12 protein-coding genes are annotated in these 12,755 nt (G+C 69.8%); 5 read left to right on the top strand and 7 right to left on the bottom strand.

Going from position 1 to position 12,755, the window contains the following annotated elements; genetic code table 11:
- Window positions 1–52 precede the first annotated feature (52 nt).
- Together HNV26_RS02625 and HNV26_RS02630 are read right to left on the bottom strand one after the other, a co-directional pair.
- Window positions 53–1,486, bottom strand: a complete 1,434-nt coding sequence (locus HNV26_RS02625; protein ID WP_171439509.1) for a sigma-54-dependent transcriptional regulator — start codon at window positions 1,484–1,486, stop codon at window positions 53–55.
- Window positions 1,476–2,813 (bottom strand): sensor histidine kinase, encoded by a 1,338-nt coding sequence (locus tag HNV26_RS02630; RefSeq protein ID WP_171439510.1) that lies wholly within the window; start codon window positions 2,811–2,813, stop codon window positions 1,476–1,478. Before HNV26_RS02630 ends, HNV26_RS02625 begins: the two co-directional genes overlap by 11 nt.
- 35 nt (window positions 2,814–2,848) lie before the next feature.
- On the opposite strand from HNV26_RS02630, the gene HNV26_RS02635 reads away from it, so the two are divergent.
- Complete coding sequence (locus tag HNV26_RS02635; protein WP_171439511.1) at window positions 2,849–3,052, top strand: hypothetical protein; 204 nt, start codon at window positions 2,849–2,851, stop codon at window positions 3,050–3,052.
- Between the two features lie 313 nt (window positions 3,053–3,365).
- On the opposite strand, the gene HNV26_RS02640 is transcribed toward HNV26_RS02635, so the two are convergent.
- On the bottom strand, window positions 3,366–3,977 hold the full coding sequence (locus tag HNV26_RS02640) for a YdeI/OmpD-associated family protein (RefSeq protein WP_171439512.1): 612 nt from the start codon (window positions 3,975–3,977) through the stop codon (window positions 3,366–3,368).
- 46 nt (window positions 3,978–4,023) lie between these two features.
- On the bottom strand, window positions 4,024–5,385 hold the full coding sequence (locus tag HNV26_RS02645) for a hypothetical protein (RefSeq protein ID WP_171439513.1): 1,362 nt from the start codon (window positions 5,383–5,385) through the stop codon (window positions 4,024–4,026).
- A gap of 107 nt (window positions 5,386–5,492) precedes the next feature.
- On the opposite strand from HNV26_RS02645, the gene HNV26_RS02650 reads away from it, so the two are divergent.
- Window positions 5,493–6,761, top strand: coding sequence for an MFS transporter (locus HNV26_RS02650; protein WP_216611731.1), 1,269 nt, complete (start codon window positions 5,493–5,495; stop codon window positions 6,759–6,761).
- Between the two features lie 13 nt (window positions 6,762–6,774).
- On the opposite strand, the gene HNV26_RS02655 is transcribed toward HNV26_RS02650, so the two are convergent.
- Entirely contained in the window at window positions 6,775–6,969 is a 195-nt protein-coding gene (locus HNV26_RS02655; RefSeq protein ID WP_171439515.1) for a hypothetical protein, read from the bottom strand.
- Between the two features lie 299 nt (window positions 6,970–7,268).
- On the opposite strand from HNV26_RS02655, the gene HNV26_RS02660 reads away from it, so the two are divergent.
- The 3 genes from HNV26_RS02660 (at window position 7,269) to HNV26_RS02670 (ending at window position 10,106) form a co-directional block, all read left to right on the top strand.
- On the top strand, window positions 7,269–8,267 hold the full coding sequence (locus tag HNV26_RS02660) for a bile acid:sodium symporter family protein (protein WP_171439516.1): 999 nt from the start codon (window positions 7,269–7,271) through the stop codon (window positions 8,265–8,267).
- 126 nt (window positions 8,268–8,393) lie between these two features.
- Complete coding sequence (locus HNV26_RS02665) at window positions 8,394–8,948, top strand: DUF2378 family protein (RefSeq protein ID WP_216611732.1); 555 nt, start codon at window positions 8,394–8,396, stop codon at window positions 8,946–8,948.
- An 81-nt stretch (window positions 8,949–9,029) separates the two neighbouring features.
- Complete coding sequence (locus tag HNV26_RS02670) at window positions 9,030–10,106, top strand: hypothetical protein (protein ID WP_171439518.1); 1,077 nt, start codon at window positions 9,030–9,032, stop codon at window positions 10,104–10,106.
- Window positions 10,107–10,136: 30 nt separating this feature from the next.
- On the opposite strand, the gene HNV26_RS02675 is transcribed toward HNV26_RS02670, so the two are convergent.
- Both HNV26_RS02675 and HNV26_RS39175 read right to left on the bottom strand, forming a co-directional pair.
- Entirely contained in the window at window positions 10,137–11,180 is a 1,044-nt protein-coding gene (locus tag HNV26_RS02675) for an alpha/beta fold hydrolase (protein ID WP_171439519.1), read from the bottom strand.
- Complete coding sequence (locus HNV26_RS39175; RefSeq protein WP_366816736.1) at window positions 11,177–12,748, bottom strand: GMC family oxidoreductase N-terminal domain-containing protein; 1,572 nt, start codon at window positions 12,746–12,748, stop codon at window positions 11,177–11,179. The genes HNV26_RS02675 and HNV26_RS39175 overlap by 4 nt, the downstream gene beginning before the upstream one ends.
- Window positions 12,749–12,755: the final 7 nt, after the last annotated feature.

Consider the following 12,755-nt stretch of genomic DNA (forward strand, 5'->3'; position numbering starts at 1 on the left):
GACGCTGGAAGGCCGGCCCGCAACACCGCGAGCGGCCCGCTTGTTCCCGGAATCAGCTCCGCTCTTCCCCGCCGTCGTCCAGCCCGTACTTGCGCAGCTTGTCATGCAGGGTGGCCCGGCCAATGCCCAGCCGCCGCGCCGCTTCACTGCGGTTTCGGCCCGCCATGCGCAGCGCGTCCAGGACCAGGCCGCGCTCGTACGCCTCCACGCGCTCCTTGAGCCCCGCGCCGGGAGCCTCGTCCTGCGGCCCTGGACGGACCGGGTCCGATGGCGCCCCCGGGAATCCACTATCCGCGCCTGCCGGTTCGGCGGAGGGCAACTGGCCCAGGTCCAGCCGCCCCTCGCTGGACAGCGCGACCAGGCTCTCCAGCGTGTTCTCCAGCTCGCGCACGTTACCCGGCCACGGCAAGGCGCGGAGCTGCTCGAAGAAGCCGTCGGGGATTTTCAGCGGGCCGGTGTGGAACCGGTCGATGAAGCGGTCCAGGAACACCCGCGCCAGCACGGGGATGTCCTCGGGGCGCTCGCGCAGCGGCGGCACCCGGAGCTGGACGACGTTGAGCCGGTAGTAGAGGTCCTCGCGGAACGCGCCCTCCAGGGCCAGGCGGCGTAGGTCCCTGTGGGTGGCGGCGATGATGCGCACGTCCACCGTCACCGGCCGGTCCTCCCCCACCGGGCGCACCTCGCCCTCCTGAATCACGCGAAGGAGCCGGGCCTGGAGCGTGGGCGCCAGTTCGCCCACCTCGTCCAGCAGTAGCGTGCCGCCATCCGCCTCACGGAAGAGTCCGGGCCGCGCGCGGTGGGCCCCAGTGAAGGCGCCCCGAGCGTGGCCGAACAGCTCGGCCTCCGCCAGCTCCTCGGTGAGTGCCGCGCAGTTGAAGCGCAGGAAGGGCCGGTTCGCGCGCGGCGAGGCTCGGACGAGCGCGTCCGCCACCCGCTCCTTCCCCGTGCCGCTCTCCCCGGTGATGAGCACCGTCACGTCCCGGGAGCCCGCCAGTTGCACGAGCTGCGCGAGCCGGACCATGGGCTCCGAGACGAACACCAGCGAGCGGGACAGGTTCAGCTCACCCGAAAGCCGCGCGTTCTCCTCGCGGAGCCGCACCGACTCCAGCGCGCGAGAGACGACCGCCAGCAGCTCATCCACCTCGAAGGGCTTGCGGAAGTAGTCGTAGGCTCCCGCCTTCATGGCCTCCACCGCGAAGCGCTCGGAACCATGCGCGGTGATGACGATGACGCGAGGCGATCGGGGGACCGTGCTCAGCCGGCGAACCAGCGCCATGCCGTCCATCCGAGGCATGCGCAGGTCGGAGATGACCAGCTCGTAGGGCCGCGCCGACAGCTTCTCCAGCGCATCCTCGCCATCCACGGCTTCATCCACCTCGACGCCGGAGAGGCTCTTGAGCATCTCCCTCAGCGTGAAGCGAACGCCCGCGTCGTCATCCACCACCAGGACGCGCGTGGTGCCGCCCTCCCTGGCCTCATCCCACATTCGCGACTCCGTGCTGTGGCCGCAGGATCTCCGCTGGCAGCTCTCGCGGAAGCGTCAACGCCGCCTCGCATCCGCCTCCTACCGCATTCGCCAGCGTGACGTCTCCGCCGTGCTGTCTCGCCAGCGCGCGCGCCACCGTCAGGCCCAACCCGGAGCCCCTGGCCTTGGTCGTCACGCCCGCGTCGAACACTCGGGCCTCGAGCTCGGAGGCCAGTCCAGGCCCTGAGTCGCGTACGGAGACGCGGGCCTCGCCCACGGACAGCGCGCGGACCTCCACGGTGACACGTCCGCCCGCGGGGCAGGCCTCGATGGCGTTGTGCAGCAGGTTCATCAACACCTGCTTCACCTTGCGCGAGTCACACACCGCCTCCACGCCCTCCGAGCCCTTGCGCTCCAGCCGCACGCGGTGGCTCGCCGCCAGCCCTTCGTGCAGCACCAGGGCTTCGTCGCACAACGCGCCCAGGTCCACGGGGCTCACCGTCAAGGGCACCAGCGGCCGGGTGAAGTTGAGGAACTCCTCCAGGATGCCCTGCATCCGCACCACCTCGCCCGACAGCACCTGCAGGCGTTCGGCGGGCTGGGCGCGACCTGCTTCACGCGCCATGAGCTGGGTGAGGCCCTTCACCGTGGCCAGCGGGTTCTTCAGCTCGTGGGCAATCTCTCCGGACATGGCCTCCAGGGCTCCCGCATACGAGCGATGCGTGGCCAGCAGCTCGTCCCGGCTGGCGAGCGCTTCGCTCAGCATGTTGTCGAAGGTCGCCCGGATGGCGCCGCCCGCGGCGCTGCACACGCAGAGCATGATGGCGGTGACGAGCGCGCCCGCGACGAGCAGGACGGGCGACGGCGCGCCGAGGAACCACAGGGGCAGCCCCTGAACCAGCCCGGAAATCTGGACGAAGGAGACGGCCGTCAACGTGGACAGCTGCGCCATCAACAGCCGCGAGCGATCCCGGGGCGCCGCCGCGAGGCTCGACAAGAAGCCCAGGGGCAGCGCGGCGGGCAGCACGGGGCTGGCGATGCCGCCTGTCCCCACGATGATGCTCGTCAGGATGATCTGCCCCATCCACAGATTGAGCGGCACGCTGCGCGCGTCCACGCCGTCGCGCTGAAAGCGGCGGAACTCATGGAAGAAGTAGGTGAAGGCGGCCACCCCCACCACGCACATGAACACGCATCGCCAGGGCGCGCCGTCGATGACGGCGACACACACGGCGGACAGCAGCAGCAACAGCGATAGGAACAGGCGGACACGAACGAGCCGGCCGAACAGGCGCCCGAAGTGCTTGAGCTGGATGTCCTCGAAGTAGCGCTGGGTCCGCGAGTCCATGGGGCCTCTCCCGCTCACGCCTCCCCGCTCATCGTATGTCAGCCGCGCCCCCCTCGATGACCGTCAACTGGGGCGCCGCCTTTCGCTCCGGGGCGCGGGCCCCGGACACGCTCTTCCCTCCCGTCGCCGTGCGCTCGGTGGAGGACGTGCGGGGTTGGCTGGCCTGGGACGCGGCGCGGCGCGGCGCGGGCCGCAGTGGCAAGCCGAAGTACAGGTACATGTCGAGCAACATGGGTTGACTTCCCCTTGGCGGATGCGTGGACGGTGAAACGCATCCGGCCTGGAGCAATGGTGATGCCACCGGCTGTCCGGCCATTCACCGGGGCGCGCCACTTCGCGAGAAAGCGGCGAAACGCACCGTGCCATGGGCTCCAGGCGCCCTTTCGTGAAAAAGGATGAAGTTGCGTGAGGCAACCGCGGAGGTGTCGTGCGCGTGAAACCACCGCCGGGGTTCCGGCAGGGTGCCGGATTTCCGGCAGGTCCGCCGCACGGTCCTCCGGCACACGGGCGGCGCCGGATATCGGCATGGGACTTGCCGGGGCTCGTCCCCGTTCATGCGTTCAGCGATTCGTGCCGGGCCAGCATCTCGACGAACTGTTCGATCCGCCGAGCCCGCGTCTCCGCCTTCTTCGCGGTGTGGACGCGCCACAGGATGGCGTACCGGTTCGCCGCGTTGAGCGTGGCGAAGAACGCGGCCGCCTTCGCATTCGCGGCCAGGGCGCGGGCCAAGTCCTCGGGCATGGTGGCCTTGCTCTGGGACACGTAGGCGGCGTCCCAGCGGCCATCCTTCTTGGCGAGCTCCACGACCGCCATGCCCGACGGCTTCATCCGGCCCGCGGCGATGAGCGCTTCCACCTTCTCGCAGTTGATCTTCGACCAGACGCTCTTCGCGCCCCGGGGCGTGAACTTCTGGAGCCACGCGGTGTCGTCGAAGGCGTTCTTCTGACCGTCAATCCATCCCCACGCGAGCGCGACGTCGAGCGCCTCGGCGTAGGTGACGGACTCGATGCCCGAGCCCTTCTTCGCCAGCTTCAACCAGAGGCCGCGCGACGAGGCATGGTTCGCTTCGAGCCAGGACGCCCATTTGGCGGGCGACGCGAAGGCAATCGTGGGGAGCTCAGCGGCGGGGGCCTTCTTCGCGGCGGCCTTCTTCGTCGGACTCATGGCGGCGTCAGCGGATAGCACGGGCCGCCAGCGCCCCGCCAACGACCTACGGAGGATTCTCCGCCGCCGTCTTCGTGTCGCCTCCACCGCCCAGCAGCTTCTCCTTCAATGCGCTCAGGCCCTTGCTACCGGCGGCCCGCACGCCCTCGAAGGAATCCCCCGCCTCGCGGGCGAAGTCGTCCACGGAGCGCTGCGCGAGGCCTTGGCGGACCCGGTCGATCCACAGGACGGGCGCCAGGACCTGCCCTGCCTGCTCCGGTCCCAGGAGCGTGACGAGGATTTTCTCCGGGCCCCCGGCCCTCGCCACGAGCGCCTGGCCCAGGATGGCGGCGGCCCGCGCCTGGAGGAAGATGGGCAGCCGTTCGCCGTGCTTGCGCATCGCGTCCGCGCTGGCCTGGAGGTCACGCCGCTCGGTCTCGCCCAGGTATGGACTCTTCGCCAGGGTGTCGAGGTAGCGCGCGGATTCGTCGTAGCGCTCCCGGCGGAAGTGGATGAAGGCCCAGCCCCACCACGTCAGCTCATTCTCGATGCCAAGCTTCTCCAGGGAGCCCAGGCCCCGCTCGAGGTCGTCCTCCGCCGCACGCTCGCGCTTGAGCCCCATGCGGTTCCAGGCCCGCAGGAAGTAGCCCGTGGCGAGCAGCGTCTCGCGGACCTGTGCCGGCGTGGCTTCCCGCATCGCGGGAAAGTCGCTGGCGGGCATCGCCTCGGCTTCGGACAGGAACGCATTCAGCTCCTCCTCGGCCGCGTAGTGATAGCCCGCGCCGCAGAAGGCCATCCCCCGGCTGCCGCGAACCGACACGCGCAGCCCTGGCGGCCACGCGGGCTGAGGCGTGGCGCGCGACAGCTCGTAGAGCACCAGGTCGGTCGCGGGGACACGGTTGCCCGAGTCCGCCGCGTCCAGCACGAACCACAGCGCGGAGAGGAACGCGTGCTCCTGGCCCGCGTCGTAGCCCGGCAGCGGAGGCAGCTGGTCCGGCTGAAAGCGGTTCCACAGGAGGGGGAACTCGTCTTCGTCGCGCTGCTCCAGCGTCTTCTTGGCCTTGTAGAGCGCGACGCCCAGGTCCAGGTACGCCTTCGCCACGCGGAGCGCTTCTTCCTCGGAGGCGGGCTTCGCCGGCAGATCCCGCGTGTCCTCCAGCGTCCGCCAGAGCGCGGCGATCTCAGCGGGAGCGTTCGGCTGACCTTCCGCGCGCATCGTCAGCTTGAGCGCCCGGTACGGGACCAGCGAGTAGGCGTCGCGAATGCGCGCTTCGATCTCCTCCCGCTCCCGTGCGGCTCGCTCCGCGTCGGACTTGCGGCAGCCGCCCAGGGCCGTCAGCAGCATCACGGCGATGACGCGTCCCAAGCGGCGTGGCGCCGAGCGTGGTGTGGAGACCTGGTTCACCGCGTCCTTCGCGTCCTTGTTCATCGGGAAAGGAAGGTAGCACGGCGACCTTGACGTACCCATGGCCCCGTGGAAGCCGACACAGTCAGACGGTGGCGCGCGACGAGCCCGTGGATTACAGCGCCGCCAGCATGACTCATCAGGCTGCGGCTTCCGGGCTCTCCATCTTCCAACATCGAGACTTCCGCTTCTATCTGCTGGCGCGCCTGTGTGCGGTGCTGGCCGTCCAGATTGAGTCAGTGGCCATTGGCTGGCAGGTCTACGAGCTCACGGGCAGCGCGCTCGCGCTCGGATACACGGGGCTGGCGCAGTTCCTGCCGTTCCTGTCGCTGTGTCTGGTGGGCGGCCAGGTGGCGGACCGCGTGGACCGGCGGACCATCCTGGCGGTGTGTCAGACGGTGATGCTGGTCTGCAGCCTGCTGCTGCTCGCCTTTACCTTGGGCCATCTCCGCGACGTGCGATTCGTCTATGGCGTCCTGGTGCTCTTCGGCGCGGCGCGCGCGTTCCATGCCCCGGCGGGCTCCGCGCTCACCCCGCATCTGGTGCCGCCCGAGCACCTGACCCGCGCCGTGGCCATCAACTCCACCACGTGGCAGGTGGCCACCATTGGCGGCCCGGCCGTGGGCGGCATCCTTTATGGCTGGGTCGGCGCCGCGGGGGCCTACGCGGCCTCCGCGACGTTGTGCGCGCTCTCCGTCATCTGGATTCTCACCCTCAAGGTGCGGACCGGACGCGCGTCCGCCGAGCCCCTCTCCCTGTCGACCCTGGTCGCGGGACTCGGCTTCGTTCGACGGCAGCGCCTGCTGCTGGGCAGCATCACCCTGGACCTGTTCGCCGTGCTCTTCGGTGGCGCGGTGGCGCTCCTGCCCATCTACGCGCGGGACATCCTGCACACGGGGCCATGGGGACTGGGGCTGCTGCGCTGTGCGCCCGCCTTCGGCGCCGCGGTGGTGGCCGTCTTCCTGGCCATGCGGCCCATGGGTGGCAACACCGGCCGGAAGATGTTCATCGCGGTCGCCATCTTCGGCGCGGCCACGCTCGTCTTCGGGATGAGCCGCTCGTTGCCCCTGTCGCTGGCGGCGCTGGCGATAGCAGGCGCCGCGGACATGATCAGCGTCGTGGTCCGCCACACGCTGGAGTTGATGGCCACCCCAGACGACATGCGCGGCCGCGTGGGCGCGGTGAACATGATGGCCATTGGCGCCTCCAACGAACTGGGCGAGTTCCGCGCGGGCGGGTTCGCCGAGTACATGGGCGCCGTACCCGCGGTGGTCGCGGGCGCGGTGGGCACGCTGGCGGTGGTCGCGCTCTGGGCGTGGGCCTTTCCGGAGCTGCGCCGGGTGGACCGCCTGGAGTCCTTCGCGAGGACGAAGGAGCCTCCAGCGGCGCCCGCGAGTTGATGTCCCGCGATGCTCAAGCCTGCGCGCCGTCGTAGCTGACGCGCAGGCCGCGATGGGTCACGGTGATGCGGGGGCGGCCCAGCCAGCCACAATGGCGGCACACGGCGCTGGGACCGGAGGCGGTGACGCGCACGGGCAGGTCCGCCGCGCAGACGGGGCACCCCTCGGGAAGCGTGTAGTCACGCGAGGTTGCGTTCACTTCGGTCATGTATTTCAGGTAACGCAGTCACGCGTCGCCGCAAGCAGCCGGCCAGACACGCTGGCGTGCAGCCGGCCCTGGGCACGCCAGACTGGCCGCTGGCGCCCACTCGTTGCCCCGTGAGGGCTTCCGCCGCCGCGAGGCCGATTCCGTGGGCCCCCGTGACCAGCGGGCACCCACATGAATTCAGCTTCATGTTCATATCGGACTGGTGGAGCATGGCGCTGGCGCCGGCAGTGTCTTCACCTGCCCGCCCCCGCGTACTCCGCGGTAGAGGTCCGCCGCTGCCCGGAGTAAGGGGGGCAAACATGCCCCTTCGCTTCGTGAAACGACTTGCCCGGGACTGGTTCCTGCTGGGGATGTTCGGCGCCGTCATCCTGGCCGCGCTCTTCCCGGAGTTCGGTGCGTCGGGCGGAGCGATGCACGCGGACATCGTCGCCGACGTGGGCATCTTCCTGGTGTTCCTGCTCCACGGCCTGGGCCTGCCCGCGGCCCAGCTCCGCGCTGGCGTGGTGACGTGGCGGGTCCACGTGGTGGTCCAGGCCTTCACGTTCGTTGTGTTTCCACTGCTGTGGTGGCTGGGCGACGTGCTGGTGGGCCGCTGGATGCCAGCGGACCTGTCGCTGGGGCTGCTCTATCTCTGCGCGGTGCCGTCGACCATCTCCTCCTCGGTCGCGATGACAGGCGTCGCCCGAGGCAACGTGCCCGCCGCCATCTTCAACGCCAGCCTGTCCAGCCTGTTGGGCATCGTGTTGACGCCGCTCATCATCGGCCTGTTCGCCAGCGCCACCGGGCACTCCCTGTCCATGGGCCAGGCCATCCTCAAGCTGTCGACCCTCCTGCTGCTCCCCCTGGCACTGGGGCAATTGCTGCGCCCGCTGGTGGGCGGCTGGTTCGCCCGCTACCGGCCCTACACGAATGCCTTCGACCGGGTGGTGATCCTGGTCCTCGTCTATTCGTCGTTCTGTGACTCGATCGCCTCGGGACTCTTCTCCGACTACGGCGCGGCGGTGCTGGGCGTGGCCTTCGCGGGCGCGATGCTCATCCTGGCCATCGTGCTGATGCTGACCACGCGGACGGCTCGGGCGCTGGGCTTCTCCAAGGAGGACGAAATCACGGTGGTCTTCTGTGGGTCCAAGAAGACACTGGCCTCCGGGGTGCCCATGGCGCGGCTGCTCTTCGGCGCCAATCCCGCACTGGGGCTCATCGTCCTACCGTTGATGTTCTATCACCAGGCCCAACTCCTCGTGTGCTCGCTCCTGGCGGAACGCTACGCGAAGCGCCCGGCGGGGCAACCTGCTGCGTAGGCCTCGGTGCGCATCCCCCGCGGACCGGCACTGTGATAGGTGCGCAAACCACGTATGTCAGAGCCGCACAGAACGTCAGGGGCCTGGCTTGACCCAGCCGGTACAGCCCGGGCTGGAATGCACGCCATGGCCGAACGACTCGTCTTCCCGCCCATCGTGGAAGGGCTCTTCGTCCGGGGGCTCTCCGGGCGGGTGACGCCCCTGCTCAAAGAGCAGTTGCGAAGCGAGGGACTGGACCTGGACCGGCCACTCCTCCCCGCCTACTCCCTGGAGTCGTGGATTCGCTGCGTCACGCTGACAGCGAAGGCGCTGCACCCCCAGGAGCCCGACGAGGTGGCGTGGCGGATGCTCGGAGAGCGGATGATTGACGGTTACCGCGACACGCTGATGGGCCGCGCCCTACTCGGGGTGATGAGGCTGCTGGGGCCCTGGCGGATGCTGTCGAAGGCACAGCACGGATTCCGGACGAGCAACAACTACACCGAGGTCCGCATCACGGAGACGGGACCGACGGAGGCCGAGGTCTGGCTCAACGAGCCCGGAATGCTGCGCTACTTCAAGCAGGGCGTCATGCTCGCCATGTCCCGGGCCGCCGGTGGCGTGGCCGCGTCGGTGGATGTCCGCACCTTCGACGACCACTGCGTCACCTACCGCGTCTCCTGGAAGGACTCGAGCCGCTGAGGCGGCTTGCCCTGGGAGCCGCCCCTCTGCGACGGTAGTCCCGCGATGGCGCCCTGGCGCCGTTGGTGAGGGGGGGACGATATGCCGTCGAGCGAGCGCGCCAATCTTCCGCGCTGGAAGGGGCAGCAAGGCTTCTTCGAAATCTGGTTCCTGTGCGTGCTCGACCCTGGGGGCGAGCGCGCCTGGTGGTTCCGCTACACGATCTTCACCCCCGCGCCGGGAGCCCCCGGTGAGCCACGCGCCCTGCTGTGGGCGGCGGCCTTCGATTGCGCCGCCGCCACGCCCGCGCTGGGACTGAAGGCCATCCATCCCCTCTCCCACTTCTCCACCGAGGCCCCGGGCCGCTTCGGCATCCGGATTGGGGACGCGGAGCTCGCGCCGGGCCGGTGCCATGGCCGTGTCGCCTCGGGAGGCCATTCCATCGAATGGGATTTGCGCTACTCGCCGGAGACCGCGGAGGCGGTGCGGCGTGCGCCTCGGGGCGCCGACCTGCTTCCACTCACGACGCACGTGGCCCATGCCCATGACGACATCGCCTTCACCGGCGCCGTCACGGTGGACGGGCACCGGTATGTCGTCCAGGGCGCGCCGGGGCTCCAGAAGCACCTGTGGGGACACCGCCGGCTGGAGGAGCTGACGTGGCTCTACGTGCCACGCTTCCAGGAGGACCCGGAGGCCCGCCTGGAGGTGCTGTCCGTGCGCTCCCGCCAGCATTCGCTCAGTCCCCGGCTGTCGCCCCTCTACCTGCGCACCGCGCGGCGGGAACACCGGTTCCACGAGGCCCCGGACATGCTGTTCACGCGCCTTCAGTCGCCTCGGCCGGGCGAGCTGTGCTTCCAGGCCCGCTCGGCCACCATGGCCGTGAAGGGCCGCGCGTGGTGCGATCCCAAGACACTGGTGGGCTACGTCTACCGGGACCCGACGGGCTGGGACGTCCACGTGGCGCAGAGCGACGTGGCCACCTGTGCGCTGGAGCGCTTCACCCGCCCCCACCCCTTCGCGGCGTGGAGACCGGACGGACGGCTCACGTCCACCGTGGGCGCCCTGGAGTTCCACGCGCCTGAGCCCCTGGAGGGCGTGCGCTACATCGGATGGGATGAGACATCGGTCTCGGATGCACCGGGCGAGGCACCGCCCGCGGTGGCCGAAGGCACGTAGCGGCGCGAGTGCACAGGGCGCCGTATCCGCTCAGGCCATGGCCTCCAGCGCGGCGCGTATCACCGGATACGTATCCTGCGACGCAGTGCTTCCCATGAAGGTGTCCAGGTGTCCGTACCCCGCCAGAGCCTTACGCTGGTAATACGACGCGCCGTTCTCTTCGCGCAGCCACTCGTAGGTGAGCTCCGTGGACGCGGGCATGTACGTGCCATTCTGCTCTCCGGACACGAATGTGATGGGACGCTTCAGGTGCTCCGCGCGCAGGTACGACGGCGGCCGCTCACGGCCGTAACGCCGGAGGTTCTCCTCCCGGCCATGGTCGAAGCCCACCGCGTAGCCCGAGCGGGCCATCTGCGCCAGGTGACGGAACGTCAGCATGTTGCAGGGGCCGAACTGCTCGTCGAGCCGGTCATGCGTCTCCCGATTGATGCGCGCGTGCCGGAAGAGCTGCCCGTACATGAACGTCAGACGGCGGCAGACGGTGCTGTCACATTCATGGCGGCACAGGTCCACGAAGGCGCCGAAGGCGGCCTGGAACAAGGGGCTGCTCGGGTCCTCGTCCGGCGTCAGGTAGTCGCGGGTGATGTCCAGCACGTCCGGCAACCGCAGCATCGCCTTGAGCTGCGTCGAAGGCGGGACGATGTGGTGCAGCGCCACCTGCGAGGCGACCACGCTCTGGACGTCCGGCAGCAGCCCCGCGGCCATCGCCATGAAGAACGTCGCCGAGCCCGCGCAGTGCACCACCGCTTGCACGGAGTCCGCGCCGGTGCGCTCGCGGACCCACCGGACGGCGGCGGGCATGTCGTGGCGGGCGGCGTCATCCAGCGTGAACTGCCGCAGCGGCAGCTCCACGCTGGCGCGCCAGTCCAGAAGCCAGGTGTCATAGCCGTGGCGCACCAGGTGCTGCACGAAGTTCTCACGCACCGTGGGCAGCATGAACATGCCGCTCCACACCCCCGCGCCATGGACGAGGAGGACAGGCCCCTTCGCGCCGCCCTGGTAACGCGTGAGCTGCAACGGGACGCCGTCGCCCGCGGGAAAGTCGTGCCTTTCGGCGGCAGGAAGCGTGTTCATGAAGCGCTCCTCGAATGGGATGAGAATCCGTGCACCACGGCCTCGGCGATGCGCTCGGCCACCGCGCTGATGGTCATCACGGGGTGGAAGCCGATGGCTGTCGGGATGACGGAGCCGTCCGCCACGTGCAGCCCGGGATAGTGGAAGACCTCTCCCTCGGTGGACACCACGCCGCGTTCGGGAGCTTCCGCCAGATGGGCACCGCCCAGCGAATGCACCGTGAAAGGCCGCTTGAAGAGCTGCCAGGTGATCAGCGGCGCGAAGGTGGCACCGTACTGGGCCGCCAGGTCCCGCATCGCGTCCGTCATTCGCCGCACCAACTCCGCGTTCTCCCCGGCGAAGTCCCACGACACGTCGAGCTGCCCGTCATCGAGGTGCATCCGGCCGTTGGCGTTGTCCTGGCCGATGCCAAACAGGTTGGACGTGCGAGCCGCATCCACGTCGGCGCGCAGGGGCCGGCTCATCAGCCCCTTCTTGAGCGCCGCGTGAACGGCTGGGCCCAGGCAGGTCCACAGCGGTGCCCCCAGGCCCTGGAGCCGTCCGAGGTTCGGCTGTCCCAGGCCCGCGAGGACCTCCGTGGCGGGCTGGTTGAACGTGGCCGTCACCAGCGTGAAGCGCGGCTGCCGGTCGGTGAAGCGCATCACGGTGGATACGTCGGGGCCCACCCAGGGCTGGATGTCCTCGCGCGCGCCCTGCATCGACGCCAGGAAGTCCCCGTTGCCCGAATAACCATGGCCCAGCCGCCGGCTCACCCGAGGCAGCGTCCGCGCGACGTCCCGGCTGCGCAGCAAAATCTCCACCGTGCCCAGCGTCCCCGCGGCCAGCACCACCCGCGAGCCCTCCACGGTGTGCCGCTCTCCCGACACCAGGTCCTGGCAGTGGACGCGGTAACCCTCCCGCACCGGCTCCACGTGGGAGACGAGCGTACGGGCCAGGACCAGCGCCCCCAGCGCCTCCGCTCGCGCCAGGTACGTCAGGTCCATGGTGTTCTTCGCGCCGTGCTGACAGCCGAACTCGCACTCGGCGCAGAGCTGGCACACGCGCCGGCCCGGTCCCGGCGGCTCCGAGAAGGCCACGGCCACGGGCGGGTCGAACGTCTCGCGCCCCATGCCCCGGGCCGCGCGTTGGAAGAGGTCGCGCTTGCGCAGCGGAATCGAGGGGGGCACCGGATTCAACCGAAGCTCCCGCGCCACCTTGTCGAAGTATGGCTCCAGCGAGTCCCGGCGGTACGTCCGGGGCCAGCGCGGGTCCTCGAACACCTCGGCGTCCGGCCGCACGTGGACGTTGGCGTAGATGAGCGAGCCGCCGCCGACGCCGCTGGCCGTCACCGTGCCGATGCCGGACAGGAAGCGCACGTCATAGAGGCCCTGTGCCTTGCGCCGCGTGGGATGGCGCCAGAGCACCTCGTCCGCTCGCGTCACGTCCCGGGGAAAGTCACCGGGCCGGTAGCGCTTGCCGCGCTCCAGGACCAGCACGGACTTGCCCGCCTGCGCCAGGCGCAGCGCGCTGATGCAGCCCCCAAAGCCGGAGCCCACGACGACCACGTCGTACCGCGATGCCTTCGCCACGATGCGC

Source organism: Myxococcus xanthus (genome assembly GCF_013116825.1).
GTDB lineage: Bacteria > Myxococcota > Myxococcia > Myxococcales > Myxococcaceae > Myxococcus > Myxococcus xanthus_B.